The 19,833-nt window shown below is 61.1% G+C and carries 26 protein-coding genes; 13 read left to right on the top strand and 13 right to left on the bottom strand.

What is annotated here, in order from left to right:
- Window positions 1–10 precede the first annotated feature (10 nt).
- The 8 genes from RXV86_RS03470 to RXV86_RS03435 all read right to left on the bottom strand — a co-directional run bounded on the left by RXV86_RS03470 (window position 11) and on the right by RXV86_RS03435 (window position 6,475).
- Window positions 11–355: a hypothetical protein gene (locus RXV86_RS03470; RefSeq protein ID WP_316297492.1), complete on the bottom strand. Its 345-nt coding sequence runs from the start codon at window positions 353–355 to the stop codon at window positions 11–13.
- A 188-nt stretch (window positions 356–543) separates the two neighbouring features.
- Window positions 544–1,209 (bottom strand): alpha/beta fold hydrolase, encoded by a 666-nt coding sequence (locus tag RXV86_RS03465; protein WP_316297491.1) that lies wholly within the window; start codon window positions 1,207–1,209, stop codon window positions 544–546.
- Window positions 1,206–1,838 (bottom strand): DNA-3-methyladenine glycosylase 2 family protein, encoded by a 633-nt coding sequence (locus RXV86_RS03460; RefSeq protein WP_316297489.1) that lies wholly within the window; start codon window positions 1,836–1,838, stop codon window positions 1,206–1,208. The genes RXV86_RS03465 and RXV86_RS03460 overlap by 4 nt, the downstream gene beginning before the upstream one ends.
- Window positions 1,835–2,566, bottom strand: coding sequence for a cobalt-precorrin-6A reductase (locus tag RXV86_RS03455; protein WP_316297487.1), 732 nt, complete (start codon window positions 2,564–2,566; stop codon window positions 1,835–1,837). The genes RXV86_RS03460 and RXV86_RS03455 overlap by 4 nt, the downstream gene beginning before the upstream one ends.
- A complete protein-coding gene (locus RXV86_RS03450) occupies window positions 2,563–3,606 on the bottom strand; it encodes a cobalt-precorrin-5B (C(1))-methyltransferase (protein ID WP_316297485.1) in 1,044 nt (347 codons plus the stop codon). The genes RXV86_RS03455 and RXV86_RS03450 overlap by 4 nt, the downstream gene beginning before the upstream one ends.
- A gap of 120 nt (window positions 3,607–3,726) precedes the next feature.
- Window positions 3,727–4,809, bottom strand: a complete 1,083-nt coding sequence (locus RXV86_RS03445) for an ABC transporter ATP-binding protein (RefSeq protein WP_316297484.1) — start codon at window positions 4,807–4,809, stop codon at window positions 3,727–3,729.
- Between the two features lie 76 nt (window positions 4,810–4,885).
- Window positions 4,886–5,122, bottom strand: a complete 237-nt coding sequence (locus tag RXV86_RS03440; RefSeq protein ID WP_316297483.1) for a DUF2842 domain-containing protein — start codon at window positions 5,120–5,122, stop codon at window positions 4,886–4,888.
- Between the two features lie 57 nt (window positions 5,123–5,179).
- A complete protein-coding gene (locus RXV86_RS03435; protein ID WP_316297481.1) occupies window positions 5,180–6,475 on the bottom strand; it encodes an adenylosuccinate synthase in 1,296 nt (431 codons plus the stop codon).
- A gap of 144 nt (window positions 6,476–6,619) precedes the next feature.
- Between RXV86_RS03435 and RXV86_RS03430 the strand changes: the two genes are divergently transcribed.
- The 3 genes from RXV86_RS03430 to RXV86_RS03420 all read left to right on the top strand — a co-directional run bounded on the left by RXV86_RS03430 (window position 6,620) and on the right by RXV86_RS03420 (window position 9,362).
- Window positions 6,620–7,015 carry a DUF6524 family protein gene (locus tag RXV86_RS03430; RefSeq protein ID WP_316297480.1) on the top strand — a complete coding sequence of 132 codons (396 nt, stop codon included), beginning with the start codon at window positions 6,620–6,622 and terminating at the stop codon, window positions 7,013–7,015.
- Window positions 7,016–7,092: 77 nt separating this feature from the next.
- The gene (gene secG, locus RXV86_RS03425) at window positions 7,093–7,455 is read left to right on the top strand and encodes a preprotein translocase subunit SecG (protein WP_316297478.1); all 363 of its coding nucleotides are present in this window, start codon (window positions 7,093–7,095) and stop codon (window positions 7,453–7,455) included.
- 263 nt (window positions 7,456–7,718) lie between these two features.
- Window positions 7,719–9,362 carry a CTP synthase gene (locus RXV86_RS03420; RefSeq protein ID WP_316297476.1) on the top strand — a complete coding sequence of 548 codons (1,644 nt, stop codon included), beginning with the start codon at window positions 7,719–7,721 and terminating at the stop codon, window positions 9,360–9,362.
- Between the two features lie 3 nt (window positions 9,363–9,365).
- On the opposite strand, the gene RXV86_RS03415 is transcribed toward RXV86_RS03420, so the two are convergent.
- Window positions 9,366–9,941, bottom strand: coding sequence for a hypothetical protein (locus tag RXV86_RS03415; RefSeq protein WP_316297475.1), 576 nt, complete (start codon window positions 9,939–9,941; stop codon window positions 9,366–9,368).
- Between the two features lie 303 nt (window positions 9,942–10,244).
- Between RXV86_RS03415 and RXV86_RS03410 the strand changes: the two genes are divergently transcribed.
- From RXV86_RS03410 to RXV86_RS03365, 10 genes are all read left to right on the top strand, one after another.
- Window positions 10,245–10,823: a hypothetical protein gene (locus tag RXV86_RS03410; RefSeq protein WP_316297473.1), complete on the top strand. Its 579-nt coding sequence runs from the start codon at window positions 10,245–10,247 to the stop codon at window positions 10,821–10,823.
- Window positions 10,824–10,885: 62 nt separating this feature from the next.
- The gene (locus RXV86_RS03405; RefSeq protein WP_316297471.1) at window positions 10,886–11,179 is read left to right on the top strand and encodes a DUF1330 domain-containing protein; all 294 of its coding nucleotides are present in this window, start codon (window positions 10,886–10,888) and stop codon (window positions 11,177–11,179) included.
- A 9-nt stretch (window positions 11,180–11,188) separates the two neighbouring features.
- Complete coding sequence (locus tag RXV86_RS03400) at window positions 11,189–11,638, top strand: TerB family tellurite resistance protein (RefSeq protein ID WP_316297469.1); 450 nt, start codon at window positions 11,189–11,191, stop codon at window positions 11,636–11,638.
- Between the two features lie 4 nt (window positions 11,639–11,642).
- On the top strand, window positions 11,643–12,086 hold the full coding sequence (locus RXV86_RS03395) for a TerB family tellurite resistance protein (protein ID WP_316297468.1): 444 nt from the start codon (window positions 11,643–11,645) through the stop codon (window positions 12,084–12,086).
- Window positions 12,083–12,820 (top strand): PhnD/SsuA/transferrin family substrate-binding protein, encoded by a 738-nt coding sequence (locus RXV86_RS03390; protein ID WP_316297467.1) that lies wholly within the window; start codon window positions 12,083–12,085, stop codon window positions 12,818–12,820. Before RXV86_RS03395 ends, RXV86_RS03390 begins: the two co-directional genes overlap by 4 nt.
- 135 nt (window positions 12,821–12,955) lie before the next feature.
- Window positions 12,956–13,744: an ATP-binding cassette domain-containing protein gene (locus tag RXV86_RS03385; RefSeq protein ID WP_316297466.1), complete on the top strand. Its 789-nt coding sequence runs from the start codon at window positions 12,956–12,958 to the stop codon at window positions 13,742–13,744.
- Window positions 13,741–14,499 carry a transporter substrate-binding domain-containing protein gene (locus tag RXV86_RS03380; protein ID WP_316297464.1) on the top strand — a complete coding sequence of 253 codons (759 nt, stop codon included), beginning with the start codon at window positions 13,741–13,743 and terminating at the stop codon, window positions 14,497–14,499. Before RXV86_RS03385 ends, RXV86_RS03380 begins: the two co-directional genes overlap by 4 nt.
- Window positions 14,500–14,535: 36 nt before the next feature.
- Window positions 14,536–15,249, top strand: a complete 714-nt coding sequence (locus RXV86_RS03375) for a transporter substrate-binding domain-containing protein (protein WP_316297462.1) — start codon at window positions 14,536–14,538, stop codon at window positions 15,247–15,249.
- Between the two features lie 62 nt (window positions 15,250–15,311).
- Complete coding sequence (locus tag RXV86_RS03370; RefSeq protein ID WP_316297460.1) at window positions 15,312–16,196, top strand: ABC transporter permease subunit; 885 nt, start codon at window positions 15,312–15,314, stop codon at window positions 16,194–16,196.
- On the top strand, window positions 16,193–16,999 hold the full coding sequence (locus RXV86_RS03365; protein WP_316297459.1) for an ABC transporter permease subunit: 807 nt from the start codon (window positions 16,193–16,195) through the stop codon (window positions 16,997–16,999). Before RXV86_RS03370 ends, RXV86_RS03365 begins: the two co-directional genes overlap by 4 nt.
- A gap of 39 nt (window positions 17,000–17,038) precedes the next feature.
- Here the strand turns inward: RXV86_RS03365 and RXV86_RS03360 are convergent, their stop codons facing one another.
- The 4 genes from RXV86_RS03360 to amrS form a co-directional block, all read right to left on the bottom strand.
- Window positions 17,039–17,593, bottom strand: a complete 555-nt coding sequence (locus RXV86_RS03360; protein ID WP_316297458.1) for a DsbE family thiol:disulfide interchange protein — start codon at window positions 17,591–17,593, stop codon at window positions 17,039–17,041.
- Window positions 17,586–17,744 carry a heme exporter protein CcmD gene (ccmD, locus tag RXV86_RS03355; protein ID WP_316297456.1) on the bottom strand — a complete coding sequence of 53 codons (159 nt, stop codon included), beginning with the start codon at window positions 17,742–17,744 and terminating at the stop codon, window positions 17,586–17,588. Before ccmD ends, RXV86_RS03360 begins: the two co-directional genes overlap by 8 nt.
- Window positions 17,741–18,478 carry a heme ABC transporter permease gene (locus tag RXV86_RS03350; protein WP_316297455.1) on the bottom strand — a complete coding sequence of 246 codons (738 nt, stop codon included), beginning with the start codon at window positions 18,476–18,478 and terminating at the stop codon, window positions 17,741–17,743. Before RXV86_RS03350 ends, ccmD begins: the two co-directional genes overlap by 4 nt.
- 117 nt (window positions 18,479–18,595) lie before the next feature.
- Window positions 18,596–19,681 carry an AmmeMemoRadiSam system radical SAM enzyme gene (gene amrS / locus RXV86_RS03345; protein WP_316297454.1) on the bottom strand — a complete coding sequence of 362 codons (1,086 nt, stop codon included), beginning with the start codon at window positions 19,679–19,681 and terminating at the stop codon, window positions 18,596–18,598.
- Window positions 19,682–19,833 lie beyond the last annotated feature (152 nt).

Here is a 19,833-nt window from a genome sequence, read left to right as displayed (position 1 = left end):
CTCGCTCAACTCATTCAGGAAGTCGTCCTGGACATCGCGCCCTTCTGAGGCGATCCAGGCGGCACCCAATCCGAGATCGGGCCTCGTTGAGATTGAGCGCGGGAACACCGCCGTCCCGCCGTTCGGTCTTGCTGAATTTTCCAAGCTGCATCTCCAGTTCCAACGCAATCTCCAGCCATTGCCGAATCTCCGCCACCAGGGGGTCGGCGCCTCCCAGCCGCGTGATCTGGCCGGCCTCGATATCGCGTTTCAATGTCATCAAAGCCTGCCCCAGGTCGCTTAGCTGGTGTTCCAGCGTCGCGATGGCCCGGGACAGGCGTCGTCTTTCGTCCGGGATCATCTGGTCGATTGCCATATAGGTCTATTGCCTCATGTGGGTCTCTCCTCCGCCCGCATGCAAAATGAAAAACGGCCGCCGGGTTTCCCCGGGGCCGTTGCCCATTTCTTCCAGCATGTCATGGACTCTAGGCCGGACCGCGCGGTGGGTCAAATCCCTCCCCACATGAACCGCCCGGTGCCCGGATCAAGGATTAACCTTTGACCTCAAAGCCCCAGCTTGTCTCGCATGAAGGCCAGCGCCACCGACAGCCCATCGGGCGCAATCCCATGACCAGTGCCCTTCATCACATGAGCATACACTTCCGTGAACCCGGCGCCTTGCAGCGCCTCTGCCGCCTGCGGCAGCGATGCGGGTGGCACCACGTCATCCATGTCCCCATGCACCAGCAACACCGGCGGCTTCGACACCGCCGCATCCGCCAGCAGTTCCGGCGACATGATCCGCCCCGAAAAGGCAACGATCCCGGCAATCTCGTCCTCGCGACGCGGCGCCACATGCAGACTCATCATCGTGCCCTGGCTGAAGCCGAACAGGACCATCTGCTCAGGCAGCAGATCCTCATCCACCAACAACGCATCCAGGAATGCATCCAGATCCTCGACAGCCGCCTGCATACCCCGCTCGGCCTCTTCTTCCGAAGACCCGTCGATCCAGGGGATTGGGAACCATTGATAGCCAAAGGGCACGCCCGGGCAGTTCTCTGGCGCGTCCGGCGCCACAAAAAGCGTATCAGGCAGATGTTCACCCAGCGGATCGGCCAGTCCCAACAGGTCGGCCCCGTTGGCACCATAGCCATGCAGAAACACCACAACCGAGCGCGTCATCCCCGATACCGGCGCTTTGCGCCCGGCCTGCAATACTCGTGTCATCGGATCCCTTCCCTGTCTTTTGCCACACGGTAATAGGCCCACAGCACCCGGGCTGCAACCGACCGCCAGGGCGACCATCTCAAGGCCATCTCGCGGAACGCCTTTTCCTTGGGCCGTTCCTTCAAACCATAGAGCACCTTCGCCGCTTCCTGCAGCGCCAGATCTCCCGGCGCGAACACGTCCGCCCGGCCCAGGCTGAACATTGCATAGATCTCCGCCGTCCACAGCCCGATCCCGGGCACCGCAACAAGCGTCTTGATCACTTCGTCACTCGGCATTTCCCGCAACGCCGGATAGTCGATCCCGGCCATCGCCAACGCCCGCGCATAGCGCACCTTTGGCCGACTCAAGCCCACCGCCCGCAGCGCCTCATCGTCTGCCCCGGCCACCCGCGCGGGATCATTCAACCCGGCCGCCTGCACCCGTGCCCAGATTGCATTGGCGCTGGCGACACTGACCTGCTGGCTGACAATCGCGCTCAGCAACTGAGCGAACCCGTCCGGCCGAAGCCTGAGCGGCACCTCGTCAATCGCCAGCAGCGCCCGGGCCATCCCCTCGTCGCGCGCCTCGAGCCATTTCGCTCCCTCGGCCACGCAATCCGACCCTCGGATCACCCGCCCAACGCTCATGGTAGACCTCTCACCCAATCCAGTGCCGCATCGACCGTCTGAACGCTGATGCCCTGCGGCGGCGCAGGCCTCTCGATCAACCCCACCCGAATCCCCAGATTTCGTGCCGCCTCCAGCTTGGCCCGCGCCGCCTGCCCCCCGGCATTGCGCGCGATCAGCCACTCCACGTCGTGGCGTTGAAACAATGCCTCCTCCTCGGCCACATCCTCGGAAGGCCGCCCCACCAGGTATTCGCCATTTTCGAACGGAAACGCATCCTGCTGCGGATCAACCACACGACAGATCACCCGGCGTCCCACCAGTCCGGCAAACTTCTCCAACCGCTGCCGCCCGGTCGCCAGAAATACCACCGCCCCTTCCGGAACATGGTTCATGGCATCCGTTTCATCCTTCAAGGATACCCAATCATCCTTCGCCGTCGGCTCCCACGCCGGACGCAACACCAGGCATAATGGCAAGCCAAGCTCGCCGCAGACCCGCGCTGTCCGTTCTGAAATCCGCGCTGCAAACGGATGGGTTGCATCCAGCACCGCGCTGATCCTCTCTTCGCGCAAGTATTTGCGAAATCCGTCTTTACCGCCAAACCCACCGGAACGCATGGGCAGGTCCAATACCGCCGGTGCCTTGGTCGCCCCGGCAAAGGACGCCACCGCCTGCACACCCTCTTCGGCAATGCGCGATGCAATCTCCCGCGCCTCCGCTGTCCCGGCCAGCAACAAAAGCGTCACGCACCCGCCCTCGCAATGATTTTACCATCCCGGTCGATCACCACGATGTCGAAGCGCATCTCGCCCCCGAACCGCGCCTGAACCTGTGTCAGCGCCGCCTCGGCAACCTTCGCAGCCAGCGGCGCCCCGACAATCTCAAAAGCCTCCAGCGCCGTATTGGCCCGCGCCACACCATCCACCCCGACCATCCCGGCCAAAGCATCGAAATCCACCTGGCTGCGTTTCGAATGCAAATCCCATGCCCCCTGCGCCAGTTTGGTGATCTTGCCAATCCCGCCGCCGATGGTCACCCGCTCAACCGGATGCTTGGCCAGGTATTTCAGCATTCCCCCAGCGAAGTCGCCCATGTCGATCATCGCGCTATCGTCCAACCCATAGAGCCCCTGAACAACCCGTTCACTGGTCGCACCCGTGCATCCGGCTACGTGGCGCACCCCCGTCGCCCGTGCCACATCCACCCCGCGATGGATCGAAGCGATCCAGGCCGCACAGGAAAACGGCCGTACAATCCCGGTTGTACCCAGGATCGACAGCCCTCCGCTGATCCCAAGCCTTGGATTCCAGGTCTTCTGCGCCAGCGCCTTCCCCTCCGGCACCGAGACTGTGATCTTAACATCCGGGCTCTGTCCTAGCCGCGCCGCCATCTCCTCCACAATACCCTGCATCATCTGCCGTGGCACCGGGTTGATTGCAGGCTCCCCCACCGCCACCGGCAACCCCGGCTTGGTCACGGTGCCAACACCCTCCCCGGCCTCGAAACAAACCCCGTCGGGAGACGCCTCAACCCGCGCCCGGATCATCGCCCCATGGGTCACATCCGGATCATCACCTGCATCCTTGATTACCCCGGCTTCAGCCCAACCTTCGCTCGCCTCGGCATACGCAATCTCGAATTCCGGCCGCTCTCCCCTGGGCAAGGTGATCCGCACTCTCTCAGGAAACCCTTCGCCCCACAGCGCCATCAACGCTGCCTTGGTTGCCGCCGTCGCGCAGGCCCCGGTGGTCCAGCCCCGCCGCAAGGTTTTCCCGTCATCACTCATGAGATCGGACTATAGCTCCCCGCACGACACACGCCAGCAAAACGCATCCAGCCCCTTCATTTGACCAACAAATACCTCGGGATGTGGGGCAACGCCCCACTCCTGCGCTTTCCAGGAATGCTAGCGCACCGGGAACACGAAACACCGATCCCGCCGGATCGTCAGCCACAGCGCCTTGCCGGGGCTGGGCAGGAACACATTCGGCACGGTCGCCTTCAGCACCGACCCGTCATGATCCATGCGAAACTCCACAAGGCTCTCGCTGCCCATGAAGCGCGCCCGTTCCACCACACCCCGCGCCGGCACCCCATCCTGCGGCGTCGGATCGGGTCCGCGCCCGCCCCGATCAAAGTCGATTTTCAGGTGCTGCGGGCGGATGACAATCTCCACCTCCTGCCCGTCCGGCACCCCGGGCGCCAGAAACTGGCCAAAGGGCGTATCCGTCAACGCGCCCTGAACTTTTCCCCGGATCACGTTGATATCACTGAAAAAAGCCACTGCGGACTTGTCGATCGGCGCGTTGTAGATGTTATAGGGCGCACCTTGCTGCACGATTCTCCCGTCGCGCATCAGCGCGATCTCGTCGGCCATCCGCATCGCCTCTTCCGGCTCATGCGTGACCAGAAGAACGGCAGCATCTTCCTGTTTCAAAACATCCAAAGTCAGATCGCGAATGTCATCTCTGAGCCGGTTGTCGAGCCCGGAAAACGGCTCGTCCATCAACATGATCCCAGGCCTCGGCGCCAGCGCGCGCGCCAGCGCCACCCGCTGCTGTTCTCCTCCGGACAACTCATGCGGAAAGGCGTCGATGAAACGCGACAGCCCAACTTCACCCAGCAGTTCCTCGACCCGCCCACGTTTTTCGTCGCGCCCACCCTTCAAGCCGAAGGCTACGTTGTCGGCCACGCTCAGATGTGGGAACAGGGCAAAATCCTGGAACATCAACCCAATATGGCGCCGCTCGGGCGGGATGCGAAACACCGTGTCGCAGATCAGCTTGCCGTCGACATAGATCTCGCCCGAATCCTGCATCTCGACCCCGGCGATCATCCGCAGCGTGGTCGACTTGCCGCAACCCGAGGGGCCCAGCAGGCAGGTCACCCGCCCCGGCATCACCCTGAGCGACACGTCATCCACCACCGCGCGGCCATCGAAGGCGCGGCGTATATGGCGGATTTCAAGCCTTGGAACAGGGATGCTCATGGCGCCTCATGGGTTTCCGATGAAAACAATCGGGTATCGAGCGATGCTTAACAGCCCGAAATTACTGCCGCAAGCATCACTCATCATCGACCGGTGCATCCGGGTCAGACTGCCCGATCCCCTTGAACAGCCCCTTGAAGGGCAAAATCCACGCCAACCCCAACCCGACGTAAACCAACAATTCCAGCCAGAACGGCGGACGGTTCAGCGCGCCCAACACGCTGACACAAGCCACGATGTAAAGCGGCATACCAACGACCAGAACAATCAACGCCCACCGTCTGCGCGCCTTATAGGACAGTTTCTCGAACATTCAGTCCTCCGTCTGAAACCGGACGCACTCCGATTTTCGCGAAAAAACCTGTCCCGCTCAATCGGCGAACGGATCGGTTACCAGGATCGTGTCCTCACGTTCCGGGCTGGTCGATACAAGCGCCACAGGACAGTCGATCAGTTCCTCCACACGGCGCACGTATTTCACCGCATTGGCCGGCAGATCGGCCCAGCTGCGCGCCCCTTCGGTCGATTCGCTCCACCCTGGCAGTTCCTCGTAGATCGGCGTGCAACGGGTCTGTTGATCGGCGGCCGTCGGCAGGTAGTCCAATCGTTTTCCATCGAGTTCGTACCCGATGCAGATTTTCAGCGTCTCGAACCCGTCAAGCACATCAAGCTTGGTCAGGGCGATACCGCTGACGCCGCTGGTGGCGCAGGTCTGCCGCAACAGACAGGCATCAAACCAGCCGCAGCGCCGCTGACGCCCGGTGGTGGTGCCGAACTCGTGACCCCGCTCGCCCAGACGTTGGCCATCCGCGTCAAACAGCTCGGTCGGGAACGGCCCCTCACCCACGCGGGTGGTATAAGCCTTGACGATCCCCAGCACGTAGTCGACCGCACCTGGCCCCACGCCAACTCCGGTCGCCGCTTGGCCAGCGATCACGTTCGACGAGGTCACAAACGGATATGTGCCGAAATCGATGTCCAAAAGCGCGCCTTGGGCGCCTTCGAACAGGATCCGCTTACCGGTCTTGCGCTTCTCGTTCAGCACCTTCCACACGGGTGCTGCGTATTTCATGATTTTCGGAGCAATCTCACGCAGTTGCACCAGCAAATCATCGCGATCAATCGGCGCAACCCCAAGCCCCTTGCGCAGCGGATCATGGTGCTGCAGCGCCCGATCAACCCGCGCCTCCAGCGTCGCATCATCCGCCAGATCCGCCACCCGGATCGCCCGGCGCCCCACCTTGTCCTCGTAACACGGGCCGATGCCGCGCCCGGTGGTGCCGATCTTGGTGCCCTTGCTGGCAGCCTCTTCCCGCGCCCGGTCCAGCTCGCCATGGAACGGCAGAATCAGCGGCGTGTTCTCTGCAATCATCAGCGTCTCGGGCGAAATCTCGACACCCTGCGCGGTGATCGTCTCAATCTCGCCCAGCAGGTTCCACGGATCCAGCACCACGCCATTGCCGATGACGCTCAGCTTGCCGCCACGTACCACGCCCGAGGGCAACGCATGAAGCTTGTAGACCTCGCCGTCGATCACCAGCGTGTGGCCGGCATTGTGCCCGCCCTGGAAGCGACAGATCACATCCGCCCGCTCGCTCAGCCAGTCCACGATCTTGCCTTTACCTTCATCGCCCCATTGGGCGCCGACGACGACTACGTTGGCCATGACGATCCTTTGCGTCTTTCTTTGAAAACCCGCGCCGGTATATAGCGGCCCTGCCCCGGGCGAAACCGCAAATTCGCCGCATCGGCTGGACAAGCGCGAAACTCCCTGCCTCTATAGGTCCAAATAACTCCTCCGAGGTGCAACATGGGCTTCCTGCTTCGCTGGCTCTTTGCGTTTTTTCTTCTGGCCGCCACGTTCAATCCGACCGAATGGAACTTTGTCCACTGGGCGCAGGCCAATTATGCGGAACAGATGCCGCTGACCCTGCTCTTCGGCCTGCTCCTGCTGGTCGGCTACATCATCTATCTCCGCGCCACCCTGCGCTCGATCGGCACGTTTGGCATGCTCCTGGTCCTCGCCGTCGTCGGTGCGCTTCTCTGGGTGCTTTACGACTGGGGCTGGCTGACGCTGGAAAACACCACCCAGAACACCTGGATCGGCATCCTGGCCCTGTCCGCGGTGCTGGGAATCGGCCTCAGCTGGAGCCATGTCCGTCGCGCCCTCTCGGGTCAGGCCGACATGGACGATGTGGACGAATGAATACCGTCTCATGACTTGCACCACCCGGACCTTTACCCTACATAGCCGCGAGATAGCTTTGTAAGGCCGGTCCGCACATGGAAAACGTCGTTCTCATCATCCACCTTCTTCTAGCCCTCGCCCTGATCGGCGTGGTGCTGATGCAACGCTCTGAAGGGGGCGGCCTCGGCATGGGCGGCGGCGGTGGCGCGGTTTCGGCGCGTGGCGCGGCAACGGCCCTTGGCCGGGTAACCTGGATCCTGGCGATCGGGTTTATCATCACCTCGATCTCGCTGACGCTGATCGCGGCAAAGAACTCCGCAGGCACCTCGGTCATGGATCGGCTCGGTGATCGTCCGGCCGCCGAGGAATCTGCCCCGGCAACACCCACGCTCGAAGGCGACAGCTTACTGCCGCCGGGCAATGGCGACAACGCACCGCTTGTCCCGCGCGCCGACTGACACCAGTCGCGCGGCACCATCTGAAACTGGCCTTCGGGCCGCTGCAAAAGACGCACGGGGCTTTTGCAGACAGGTTTTCGCCCCCTCGCACAACCACAACCTGTTGATGAAGTTGAAAAACCAACAACATCATCTTGCGGTCCGGTTGCCAAGGACAAGCGAATCCTGTATATCTTAAACCCCGTGAGCGAGGGGTCATTCGGACCCGTCGGGCAGGCAATATTTCGGCCAGCAAAGGCCGTTCACGGGGGATCACCGACCACATGGCGCGCTACGTATTCATCACCGGCGGGGTTGTTTCTTCACTTGGGAAAGGCCTCGCTTCGGCGGCGCTTGGCGCTTTGCTTCAGGCCCGCGGCTTCTCGGTCCGCCTGCGCAAGCTCGACCCTTATCTCAACGTCGATCCCGGAACCATGTCGCCGTTTGAACATGGCGAGGTTTTCGTCACCGATGATGGAGCCGAAACCGATCTCGACCTCGGCCACTACGAACGTTTTACCGGCGTGCCCGCCCGCAAGACCGACTCGGTCTCTTCTGGCCGTATCTATACCGACGTTCTTGAGAAAGAGCGGCGTGGCGATTACCTCGGCAAGACCATTCAGGTCATCCCCCACGTCACCAACGAGATCAAGGAATTCATAGAAATCGGCGATGACGAAGTCGATTTCATGCTCTGCGAGATCGGCGGTACGGTCGGCGATATCGAGGGCTTGCCATTTTTCGAAGCCATCCGTCAGTTCAGCCAGGACAAAGCTCCAGGTCAGTGCATCTTCATGCACCTCACCCTGCTGCCTTACCTCGCGGCCTCGGGCGAGTTGAAAACCAAACCGACCCAGCACAGCGTTAAAGAACTGCGCTCCATCGGCCTCCAGCCGGACGTTTTGGTCTGTCGCTCGGAACAACCGATCCCGGAAAAGGAACGCGCAAAGATCGCGCTGTTCTGTAATGTCCGTCCCGAGGCGGTGATCCCCGCCTATGACCTCAAGTCGATCTACGAAGCCCCGCTGGCCTATCACAATGTCGGCCTCGACCAGGCGGTACTGGACGCGTTTCAGATCTCGCCAGCCCCTAAACCTGACCTCACGATCTGGGAAGACGTCGCGGACCGACTGCACAACGTCGATGGCGAAGTCAACATCGCCATTGTCGGCAAATACACCCAGCTTGAAGATGCCTATAAGTCGATCAAAGAGGCCCTGACCCATGGCGGTATGGCCAACCGGGTCAAGGTCAACGTCGACTGGGTCGATGCCGAGGTATTTGATGCCGAGGACGCCGCCCCCTATCTCGAAGGCTACCACGCCATTCTCGTGCCCGGTGGCTTTGGCGAGCGCGGCACCGAGGGCAAGATCAAGGCCGCGCAATTCGCCCGCGAACGCAATGTGCCTTACCTGGGCATCTGCCTCGGGATGCAGATGGCGGTGATCGAGGCCGCGCGCAACAAGGCCGGGATCAAGGATGCAGGCTCGGAAGAATTCGACCACGAGGCGGGTAAAAAACGCTTCACCCCGGTAGTCTACCACCTCAAGGAATGGGTGCAGGGCAACTACACGGTCAAGCGCAAGGCCAACGATGACAAGGGCGGTACGATGCGTCTGGGTGCCTATGACGCGGCCCTCACCGAAGGCTCGAAAGTGGCCGAGGTCTATGGCAGTACCGCCATCGAGGAGCGTCACCGCCACCGGTACGAAGTGGACATCAAGTATCGGGACAAGCTGGAGAAATGCGGCCTGACCTTCTCGGGCATGTCACCCGATGGCCGCCTGCCCGAGATCGTCGAATGGCAGGATCACCCGTGGTTCATCGGGGTGCAGTTTCACCCCGAGCTCAAATCCAAGCCCTTCGCACCGCACCCGCTCTTTGCTGATTTCGTGCGCGCCGCTGTGGAAACATCGCGCCTGGTCTAACGGTTACCCGGTCAACGCGCCGGCCAGTTTTTTCAGCGAAAACCCCCTGCTGCGACTCTCTATCGGTGCCGCAGGGGTGGCCTCTGCTACCTCGGCCTCCGCCTCGCGGCGCAGTTCATTCTCCATCGCCCTGCGCTTGCAGGTCAGTATCGGGTCCAGAACCTCTGCCTCGATCACCCAACGGCCGCGACGATGGGTGCGTTGGTCGCGCCTTTGGTTCTCGACCCACTTATCGAGCTTCCGCAAACCAATCTCACAGGGTTGATCCGCGCCGGGAAGGTAAAACCCGGCATTGATCCGCTGACAGATCGAATCAAGCAGGCTCGCGGTGCTACGGAATTCCGCGCCGACATCCCGCTTGGGCAGGTAATTGAACCGCCACGGATCTCCCTTGAAGAACGCGAGCAAAGCGGTATTCAGCGTTATTCCCTTTTGCGCGGAAATCCAGCCCAGAACGGCCTCGGGGTATTGTTCCCAATCATAGGCGCGCATGATCTCGTTGCGCTCGTCCACCGACGCGCTTTGTACGTGTTTGAGCTGTTCTTCACGGTTCAGGCCGCTGAATTCTTCTTGTGACATGCAGTCCATTTCCTGCGTTGTTTTCTGCCTTGCTTCGATGCAGCCCCCGACTGCGCATCCAAGAAGGTATGGTCAGCGGGAAATCTAGCGAGGTAAAACGCCGAAAAAGCGGAGCAATTGTGGCCGGACTGCGGAATCGTGACCGATCTCAGCCAGCACCCCCAACGGTTTGTTGCAAAATGTGCTATTCTGTTTGGCATGATCCGACAAAGCATTGTTTGTTTTTCATTGGGTATTGCCGCCGTTCTACCGCCAACAGCGGGGGCTCAAACCAACCCGCCTCCGTGCGACGATCCGGTCTGTTTGGTATCTCGTGACCAGCTTGCCCTGGCCCACGTGATTACCTTCGAGGACGTGCGCAGTTCGCTTGGAATCGGACATCCGATCGACGATCTTCTGGTTCGCCCCGGTGCCCGATTTGGCGAACGGTTTGCCGGTCAGTCCCTGTCATATTCCGGCGACTACGACCGGGTCACCGGACCTGCCCTTTCCCCGTTAACCGCCATTCCAGGTGCGCCCGGGGCGACCCTTGGGGCAATGAAGATCGGGCCGACCACAGTAATTCAGGGCCACGGCCCGGGCGCTTTCCCCCGCACCGAAGCTGTCGGTGAAGGCGCCATTGCCATAGAGTTCGACAATGATCAGGCGGCGATTGCCTTTGACTTGCGCGGCGGTGAGGACGGAACGCTGGATATCTCTTTCCTCCGCCGGGACGGTACGGAAATTACCCGCCTGCGAATCGGCGCACTGTCAGAAGAAAGCTTCGGGTTCGTCCGACGCGGCAATGTCCCTGATATTGCAGGCATCCTAATCCTCAACGATGACCCGCAAGGCATCTCGATCGACAATCTGGCCTTCGACAAAGGGCAGTTGACCGGTTAGGCGCTTGACCCTGCGCCGCGACCGGCGCAGCATCCGGCGTAAGAACCAAAGGGAGGCCGCATATGGCAAAGGGCTACTGGATCGGGCGGGTCGATGTTGACGACCTCGAAACCTACAAAGACTATGTCGCGGCAAATGCTGCACCTTTCGCCGAGTATGGCGCTCGGTTCCTGGTACGCGGCGGGCAGTTCACCAATCCCGAAGGCAGTTCACGTTCGCGCAACGTGGTGATCGAATTTCCGTCCTACCAGGCGGCGCTGGACTGCTATGAGTCTGCCGGATACCAAGCCGCCAAGGCGATCCGCGAGGCGGTCTCGACCGGCGATATCGTCATCATCGAAGGCTACGACGGATAACCAACACTCATGCCCATCGTACAACGTATCTTGTCCGCGTTTTCTGCTCCAAAACCGGAACCCTTGCCCGAACCCGACGCCAAACTGGCGCTTGGCGCCCTCATGGTTCGGGTTGCCAAATCCGACGACAGTTACCGGGTCGAAGAAATCCAACGCATTGACCGCACGCTGGCACGTGCCAATGGCATCGGCCCGATCGAGGCCGCAAAGATGCGCGCCACCTGCGAACGACTCGAAGCACTGGCTCCCGACACTAAAAGCTTCGCCGCACTGATCCGCGAAACCGTTTCGCATGAAGGCCGACTCGATACTTTGCGCGCCCTGTGGCAAGTGCTTCAGGCCGACGGGCTTGAACGCCCCGAAGAGCTTAGCGTCATCAACGCCACCTGCGCTGCGCTCGGCCTCAGCGAGGATGACAACGCCGCCGCCCGCGCCGCTGCCTCCGTCCCCAAGGACTGATTCAATGTTCGCCGAATTCCTGCGCCGACTGACCACGCCCTCTCCCGCCCCGTTGGCCGATGATGACGCCCGTCTGGCCTTGGCCGCACTGCTGGTGCGCCTGGCCCGGTCGGATGGCGATTATGCCGAGATCGAGATCCGGCAGATCGACACAATCCTTTCTGACCGTTTTGGTCTTTCCCCCTTCGAGGTGGCGGACCTGCGCGCCAAGGCTGAAACGCTCGAATCCGAGGCCCCCGACACCGTCCGTTTCACCCGGGCCATCAAGGACGCCGTGCCGCATGAGGAGCGCGTTGGCGTGCTTCAGTCCATGTGGGCCGTGGTGCTGGCAGATGGCACCCGCGACGATCACGAAGACAGCTCAATGCGGGTCATCGCCAACCTTCTTGGCATCAATGACCGCGAAAGCGCCCGCGCACGACACGCTGCCGAAGGTCGAAGCGCGTGATCGCCAGCCTGCCCATGTATGACCGGGCCGAGACCGCCGCTGCCAACGATGCGCTGTGGGCCGCTATTCGAGCACGTCTGGAATACGGCCCACAAACCCTGACCCGCTCCTCGGAGCTCTGGCAGGTCTGGCAATCCCCCGACCTGCTTCTGGCCCAGACTTGCGGCCTGCCCTACCGTGCCCGCCTGCACCCCAATGTCACCTTGGTTGGCACGCCGGATTATGGCCTCGCTGGTTGCCGGCCCGGCTACTATCGCTCGCTCTTCATCGCCCGTTCCAACGGCCCCAGCTCTCTCGCGGACTACGCCGGCAAACGCTTCGCCTACAACGAACCGTTGTCCCAATCCGGCTGGGCCGCTCCTTACGCGCACATGGCCGAACTGGGACTTCACTTCGGTCCGCTCCAGCAATCCGGGGCGCACCGCGCCTCGGCCCTCGCTGTGGCCGAGGGTCAGGCTGATTTCGCCGCGGTCGATGCCGTTACATGGCAATTCATCCAACGACATGACCCTTTCGCAACCTCCCTTCAGGTCATTGCGGCGACCACACCCACCCCTGGCCTGCCCCTGATCACTGCGGTTAGCCGCGACCCCGCGCCAATCTTCGATGCCGTATCCCAAGCGATCATTGATCTTCCCGCCGAAATCCGTTCCACGCTCCATCTCAAGGGCCTCTCCCACATCCCCGCGAGCCACTATCTCGAACAGCCTTTGGCGCCTGCACCAAATCTCTGAGGCGCCGCCGACTGCTTCCACCTTTTGCAAACCTGCCTTCCCCTAGGGCAGTCACAGCGATTCTTCGTTGCAAAACATGGATTTTTCCGCCCTACTCTGTCGGAAGCTGCTGCAACAAGAGTTCCAAACCCACCCGTGCCCCAACCCGACGCCACCACGCCGCCCGTCATCGAAATCCGAAACCTGCACAAGGCTTACGGCGCGCTCGAGGTGATTAAGGGCGTCGACATCACCGCCCACAAAGGAGACGTTGTCTCGCTCATCGGTTCGTCGGGCTCGGGTAAATCGACCATTTTGCGCTGTGCCAACCTGCTTGAAGACAGCCAACAGGGTGAGATCCTGTTCAATGGCGAACCGGTCAAATGGAAAGGCACCGGCCATCACCGCCGTCCTGCCGATCCCAAACAGGTTCTGCGCATCCGCACCAACCTGTCGATGGTGTTTCAACAGTTCAATCTCTGGGCCCACCTGACAATTCTGCAAAACGTGATGGAGGCCCCGGTCACAGTGCTTGGCCGCGACAAAGCCGAGGCCGAAGCCTCTGCGCGCCGCTATCTCGATAAGGTCGGCATCGGGGACAAATGCGATGCCTTTCCCGCACAGCTTTCGGGTGGCCAGCAACAGCGCGCCGCCATAGCCCGGGCGTTGGCGATGGAGCCTCAGGCGCTTTTGTTTGACGAACCGACCTCGGCGCTTGACCCCGAGCTTGAACAGGAAGTTGTCAAGGTTATCAAGGATCTGGCCATCGAGGGCCGGACCATGATGATCGTCACCCACGACATGAAACTGGCCTCCGATGTCTCGGATCAGGTTATCTTTCTGCACGAGGGCCTTGTCGAAGAACAGGGCGCGCCCAACACGCTCTTCGGCAGCCCGAAATCCGAACGGCTCAAGGGCTTTCTCAGTTCGACGGTGCATGCATGAGCCTGACCCGCCGCCATGCCTTGACGCTTCTTGGCGCGTCGCTCGCCAGCCCGTCACTGGCAACCACCGTGGAAGAGCCACCGATGCCGACGATCCGCATCGCCACCGAAGGTGCCTTCCCGCCCTACAATTCGCTCGACAAAAACGGCAACCTGCAAGGATTCGAGGTCGACCTCGGCAAAGCCATCTGCGCCGCCCGGGGTCTATCTGTCATCTGGGTCATCACCGACTGGGCCACCATGATCCCCGATCTTCTGGCCGGTGATTTCGACGTGATCATGGCCGGTATGGCCATCACTCCGTCACGGGCGCGTCAGATCGCCTTCGGCACCGAGTATTTCCCCTCCGACGATGGCGCCACCGGCATGTATGTCGGTGCCCACACCTTCCAGTCACCACACGGCAGCCTGATCGCGGTGCAGGAAAACACCATACACGAGGACCACCTACGGACCCTCGGATTACGGGTCGAAACCTATGCCACCGCCCGCAAGGCGCTCGATGCGGTGCTTGATGGGGCCGCCGACATCACCTTCGGCAGTCCCGACTATCTCGAACCGCTGGTCTATCGCACCAGCCGCACGCTCGCCATACTAGGCACCGAAGTGATCGAGGCCGGAGGCGCGGCGGCGGGGTTCCGCAAGCAGGACACCACCTTGCGCAACCAATTCAACACCGGTCTGGCCCAGCTTCGGTCCGACGGTACGCTCAAGCGGCTCAACGCCAAATGGTTCGCCGACAACCGTGACATCTGACTAACTACCAATCAATCAAACCAAGGGAGCAATCACATGAAAAAACTGATCCTGACCACCGCCGCCCTGGCGCTTACCGCCGGAATGGCCATGGCCGATACCGTCCGCATGGGCACCGAGGGCGCCTACCCTCCGTATAACTTCATCAATGACGCGGGCGAAGTTGACGGCTTCGAGCGCGAGTTGGGCGACGAGCTGTGCAAACGCGCCGAACTGACCTGTGAATGGGTCACCAACGAATGGGACAGCATCATTCCCAACCTCGTATCGGGCAACTACGACACCATCATCGCCGGCATGTCGATCACCGCCGAGCGTGACGAGGTGATCGACTTCACCCAGAACTACACCCAGCCCGATCCCTCGGCCTACATGGCCCTGTCGATGGACGCGGATATCGCGGGCGGCGTCATAGCCGCGCAAACCAACACGATCCAGGCCGCCTTCATCGCGTCGTCGGGCGCCACCCTGGTCGAGTTCGCCACACCAGACGAAACCATCGCCGCAGTTCGCAATGGCGAGGCCGACGCGGTTCTCGCCGACAAGGCCTATCTCTCGCCCATCGCGCAGGAAAACGCCGACCTGATGCTGATGGAGCAGGAAGAGCTGATCGGCGGCGGCGTCGGCATGGGCGTGCGCGAAAGCGATGGCGAGATGAAAGCCAAGTTCGACGCGGCGATCCAGTCGATGAAGGATGACGGAACGCTGAACGCTCTGCTGGCCAAATGGGAAATCGGCCCGGGCTTCTAATCCGATCCTGAAAGAAACCATAGGGTGCGCAGTCATGTGCACCCTAATCCACGAAAGCACACATGTTTTCCTACTGCGCCGATCCGACAACCCTAGAAGGCCTGAAATGGCTGTCGTGCTACCTGACCACGGGCAAGCACATGTCGCTTTATTGGTCGCTTGGCACCGTGTTACTGCTTCTTGCCATCACGGCGCCCACGGCGCTTCTCTTTGGCTTTCTCGGCGCCATGTCCGCCCGCGCCCGCTTTGCCCCTCTGTCTTGGATCGGCAAGACCTATATAGCCATCGTGCGCGGCGTGCCTGACATCGCCTTCTTCCTCTTCTTCGTTATCGCGCTGGACCAGATGTTCGAATGGACCCGCCACAAGGTCAAATGCCCTGACTGGACCGAGCCAATCCGACAGGGCAATGATTTCGTCGTCTGTGATGCAGCGAAACTCCCCCTGGGCAGTTCGCCCCAATGGGTGCATGAAACCTACGGCTTTTCGCTCGCGGTCCTGACCTTCGCTATCGTCTTCGGCGCCTTCGCGGCCAACGTTCTTTTTGGCGCCATGCGCTCTGTACCACGAGCCCAGATCGAAACCGCCGAAGCCTATGGCATGACCCACCACCAGGCCTTCTGGCGCATCCTCGTGCCGCAGATGTGGATCTACGCCCTACCGGGCCTCTCCAATCTCTGGATGGTTTTGATCAAAGCCACCCCGCTGCTGTTCCTTCTGGGCGTCGAAGACATCGTTTACTGGGCCCGCGAGTTGGGCGGCGCCAAGCTTGCACGCTACAGCGATTATGCCCATGGCGACTGGCGCATGTGGTATTTCCTCGCGCTTCTGGTCTTCTACCTGATCTTTACCCGCATCTCTGAAATCGCGTTGGAGCGGCTCACCCAGAAACTCTCGCGCGGCCAGGCCACCACCGGCGGCGAAGCGCTGAGAAAGGCGGGCGCATGAGCTGCTGGCAAACGATCCAGGACTACGGTCTTCGCAGTCTGGGCCATGGCGAACGCCTGCTGCCCAAGGACGATTTCACCCTGTGCCAACAGTTCACCCTGATCGGCTCGGGGCTGTTGTGGAACATCTACTTCGGAGTTTTGGCCCTCGCCGCCGGGTTCTTCCTCGCCAACGCTCTGGCCCTTGCCAAAAGCACACACAACCCGCTGCTGCGCAAACCGGCGGAATGGTTCATCTTCATCTTCCGCGGCTCACCACTCTTCGTGCAGTTCTTCTTCGGCTATTTCCTGTTTCTCAGCCTGAAGTCGGTCGCACCGATCTTCACCCCCTTCACTGCTGCGTGGCTGGGCGCGCTGGTGGTGCTGTTCTTCAACACCGCCGCCTATTCGGGTGAGATCTTCTACGGCGCCCTGCGCTCGGTCCCCAAAGGCGATGTCGAGGCGGCAGATGCCTATGGCTTCACCGGCTATCCCCGCTTTCGCCGCATCATCTGGCCCACCGCCATGCGGCTGGCCTGGCCCGCCTATACAAACGAGGCGATCTTCCTGTTCCATGCCACGACGCTGGTATTCTTCTCCGGCTTCCCGGCCTGGCAGCAACGCGGCGATGCGCTCTACTATGCCAACTATTTCGCCGACAAAACTTTCAACCCGTTCATCCCCTACCCGATACTGGCAGGGTATTTCATCCTGCTGACGCTCTGCATCATCGGGATTTTCGGATTGATCAACGCCAGGCTCAATCGGCACCTGCCGCAGGAAAAACGCCGCAAGCTGCGCATCCGCCCCAACCTGATACGCTGACTGCGCAGCCGGGTCTCGCATTGCCGTGAAAACTCGTGGTCAGCTTCCGCTGCCAGCCGCCTTGGCTTTTTCGATCGCCGGCAGGATATCGCTTTCCAGCACCCGTTTGGTGATTGGTCCGGCCCATCGCAACACCACAATCCCATTGGCATCGATGATGAAGGTTTCGGGCGCGCCGTAGACGCCCCAGTCAATCTTTGTCCGTGCCGTCTTGGCCTCACCCAGGGCCGCAAACGGGTTGCCATCCTCTTCCAGATAGGCCAGCGCCCGCGCCGTGGTATCGTCAAAATTGATCCCATGCAGCGGCACATCCAGATTGTCCCTCATCCACAGCAGCGTCGGGTGCTCGGCCCGGCAAGCCACACACCAGGTGCCCCAGAAATTCACCAGCTTCACCCCAGGCTCGGCCAGCACCTCATTGGTCAGCAAGGGCGTCGGCCCCAGCTGCGACAGTTCCACCGGAGGCACTGGCTTGCCGATCAACTGCGACGGCAACACATCGGCATCTTCGCGTGCCATCCCCCAGAAAAACAACCCTGCAAGGGCTGCAAAAACCAGCGGCGGCGCCACCATCAAAGGACTTACCTTAGCCATCGTTCGACCTCCGCGTCTCAACGTCTTCAAGCTCGGCCTTGACCTTGAGCGACCGCATGACCGACGCGAAGATCAACACCGCGATCAGCCCCAGCGACACTGCATACGAGGTCAAAACCGCCTCGGCGTATTTTCCCAGATCCGGCATCATCCCAAGCGCTCCCGTGCCAATAGCGCGCGCATCCGGCGGGCGCGAATTTCCGTATTGGTGCGAATGATTACCAGAACGATGAACAGAAACACGAACCCGGCAATCGTTACCAGTGCCGGATACCAGAACACATCCGCCACGTTTTCTTCGTTGTCGAGGCTCAGCGACGCCCCCTGATGCAGTCCCTGGTTCCAGAAATTCACCGCATAACGGCTGAGGATTGCAAAGACCGACCCCACCAGACACAGCACGCTGGTCAAGTCCGCCGCCGTATCGTCATTCTCAATCGCCGACCACAGCGCCATGTAACCAAGATAGAACAGGAACAGGATCAGAAACGAGGTCAGCCGCGGATCCCACGCCCACCAGGTGCCCCACATCGGTTGGCCCCAGATGGCCCCTGTGGCCAGCGCAATCACCGTCATCGTCGCCCCGATCGGGGCGGCGGCACGCGCCGCCAGCGCGCTGACATGGTGACGCCTCACTAGCCAGACCAGTGACGTCACCAGCATCATCGCCCAGACATTGATCGCCATCATCGCGCTTGGCACGTGGATGTAGAAGATCTTGACGGTCGACCCCTGGCGGTAATCATCCGGGGTAAAGAAGAACCCCCAGACCAGCCCGCCAACAAGGCAGACAAACGCCAAGGCGGCGAAATAGGGTAAGGCCCGTTCCGTCGTCCGGATAAATTTCAGCGGGTTCGCGTATTCCCAAAGCGCGTTGAGATTCATGCGCCATTCCTGACATTTTTGATCATGTTGCCGTCCGGTTTATCGTGCCGGACAAGCACCGCCTTGATCTGCCTTAAATCGGCGCGGTTTTCCAGCCCTGATCGGATCACAATCCCATCACCGGGCAACAGCGTCGTTGTCCACCAATCGCACTGGCCGCCTCTTGCGCCCCCAATCGCCCGGCGGGCCATCAAACACACCGGGCATCTGCATGCCACAAGCTTTGCAGCGCCCTTGCCCGTCCAACTGCCAATCCGACAGCAAATGCCAGTCACGCTCTATCACCCTTTTGCCACAGCCCGTGCAATAGCTCGACTGCGCCTCCACGTGATGCACATTGCCGATATAGGCGTGGTTCACCCCGATGTCTTTGGCAATTGCCCGCGCCCTGAGCAGGCTGTCCACCGGCGTCTTGTCCCGGTCCATCAACCTGTGTTGCGGCGTGAAGGCGGTGAAATGTACCGGCACGTCCGACCCGCAATTCTCCACCACCCAGCGGCACATCCCGGCAATTTCGCCAGGGCTGTCATTCTCACCTGGAATCAGCAACACGGTCAGTTCGACCCAGCAGCCAGTCTCGTTCACCGCATAGGCGATACTATCAAGCACCGGCGCCATCTCCGCCCCGGTCAGCTTCCTGTAGAACCGCTCGGTAAAGCCTTTCAGATCGATATTGGCTGCATCCATCGCATGGAAAAACTCGGGCCGCGCCGCCTCGCTTATGTAACCGGCCGTCACTGCCACGTTTTTTACCCCGCGCACCCGGCAAGCCTCGGCAATGTCCACCGCGTATTCCAGGAAAATCACCGGATCATTGTAAGTGTACGCGACTGACCGACACCCGGCATTCGCAGCATAGGACGCAATCAACTCGGCGCTCGCCTCCTGGCTCAGCATGTCCGTGTCGCGGCTCGTCGACATCTCGTGGTTCTGGCAGAATTTGCAGGCCAGATTGCAGCCAGCCGTGCCGAAACTCAGCACTGGTGTCCCCGGTAGAAAATGGCTTAGCGGCTTCTTTTCGATCGGATCAATGCAGAACCCGGATGAGCGTCCGTAGGTATCCAGGATCAACTGGTCGTCTTTGCGCATCCGCACGAAACACATGCCTCGCTGTCCTTCGCGCAGCGCACAGAATCTCGGGCAAAGCTCACAGACGATCCGCCCGTCCTCATCCATCCGCCAATATCGTGCAACATTGCTCATGGGGCTGTCTCCTCCCCTCAATCTAGGTACGCCACGCCAAATTGCAAAACCGCTCGCCCCTTCATCTGACTGAGGATTTACCGGGGGGCGCGGTGCACATTTGGTGCGTAAGGGCCATCGGCTGGACCCTTGCTCATGTCGTCAAACCAAAC

It is taken from the genome of Aliisedimentitalea sp. MJ-SS2, from assembly GCF_032586155.1.
Taxonomy (GTDB): Bacteria; Pseudomonadota; Alphaproteobacteria; order Rhodobacterales; family Rhodobacteraceae; genus JAWHTC01.
This window is presented reverse-complemented; position numbering and strand designations above follow the sequence as displayed.

Excerpts from the sequence above, each read along its gene's own strand:
- RXV86_RS03470 (WP_316297492.1), bottom strand. The coding sequence starts at position 355 with ATGGCAATCGACCAGATGATCCCGGACGAAAGACGACGCCTGTCCCGG.
- RXV86_RS03465 (WP_316297491.1), bottom strand. The coding sequence starts at position 1,209 with ATGACACGAGTATTGCAGGCCGGGCGCAAAGCGCCGGTATCGGGGATG.
- RXV86_RS03460 (WP_316297489.1), bottom strand. The coding sequence starts at position 1,838 with ATGAGCGTTGGGCGGGTGATCCGAGGGTCGGATTGCGTGGCCGAGGGA.
- RXV86_RS03450 (WP_316297485.1), bottom strand. The coding sequence starts at position 3,606 with ATGAGTGATGACGGGAAAACCTTGCGGCGGGGCTGGACCACCGGGGCC.
- RXV86_RS03445 (WP_316297484.1), bottom strand. The coding sequence starts at position 4,809 with ATGAGCATCCCTGTTCCAAGGCTTGAAATCCGCCATATACGCCGCGCC.
- RXV86_RS03440 (WP_316297483.1), bottom strand. The coding sequence starts at position 5,122 with ATGTTCGAGAAACTGTCCTATAAGGCGCGCAGACGGTGGGCGTTGATT.
- RXV86_RS03435 (WP_316297481.1), bottom strand. The coding sequence starts at position 6,475 with ATGGCCAACGTAGTCGTCGTCGGCGCCCAATGGGGCGATGAAGGTAAA.
- RXV86_RS03430 (WP_316297480.1), top strand. The coding sequence starts at position 6,620 with ATGGGCTTCCTGCTTCGCTGGCTCTTTGCGTTTTTTCTTCTGGCCGCC.
- secG (WP_316297478.1), top strand. The coding sequence starts at position 7,093 with ATGGAAAACGTCGTTCTCATCATCCACCTTCTTCTAGCCCTCGCCCTG.
- RXV86_RS03420 (WP_316297476.1), top strand. The coding sequence starts at position 7,719 with ATGGCGCGCTACGTATTCATCACCGGCGGGGTTGTTTCTTCACTTGGG.
- RXV86_RS03415 (WP_316297475.1), bottom strand. The coding sequence starts at position 9,941 with ATGTCACAAGAAGAATTCAGCGGCCTGAACCGTGAAGAACAGCTCAAA.
- RXV86_RS03405 (WP_316297471.1), top strand. The coding sequence starts at position 10,886 with ATGGCAAAGGGCTACTGGATCGGGCGGGTCGATGTTGACGACCTCGAA.
- RXV86_RS03400 (WP_316297469.1), top strand. The coding sequence starts at position 11,189 with ATGCCCATCGTACAACGTATCTTGTCCGCGTTTTCTGCTCCAAAACCG.
- RXV86_RS03395 (WP_316297468.1), top strand. The coding sequence starts at position 11,643 with ATGTTCGCCGAATTCCTGCGCCGACTGACCACGCCCTCTCCCGCCCCG.
- RXV86_RS03380 (WP_316297464.1), top strand. The coding sequence starts at position 13,741 with ATGAGCCTGACCCGCCGCCATGCCTTGACGCTTCTTGGCGCGTCGCTC.
- RXV86_RS03375 (WP_316297462.1), top strand. The coding sequence starts at position 14,536 with ATGAAAAAACTGATCCTGACCACCGCCGCCCTGGCGCTTACCGCCGGA.
- RXV86_RS03370 (WP_316297460.1), top strand. The coding sequence starts at position 15,312 with ATGTTTTCCTACTGCGCCGATCCGACAACCCTAGAAGGCCTGAAATGG.
- RXV86_RS03365 (WP_316297459.1), top strand. The coding sequence starts at position 16,193 with ATGAGCTGCTGGCAAACGATCCAGGACTACGGTCTTCGCAGTCTGGGC.
- RXV86_RS03360 (WP_316297458.1), bottom strand. The coding sequence starts at position 17,593 with ATGGCTAAGGTAAGTCCTTTGATGGTGGCGCCGCCGCTGGTTTTTGCA.
- ccmD (WP_316297456.1), bottom strand. The coding sequence starts at position 17,744 with ATGATGCCGGATCTGGGAAAATACGCCGAGGCGGTTTTGACCTCGTAT.
- RXV86_RS03350 (WP_316297455.1), bottom strand. The coding sequence starts at position 18,478 with ATGAATCTCAACGCGCTTTGGGAATACGCGAACCCGCTGAAATTTATC.
- amrS (WP_316297454.1), bottom strand. The coding sequence starts at position 19,681 with ATGAGCAATGTTGCACGATATTGGCGGATGGATGAGGACGGGCGGATC.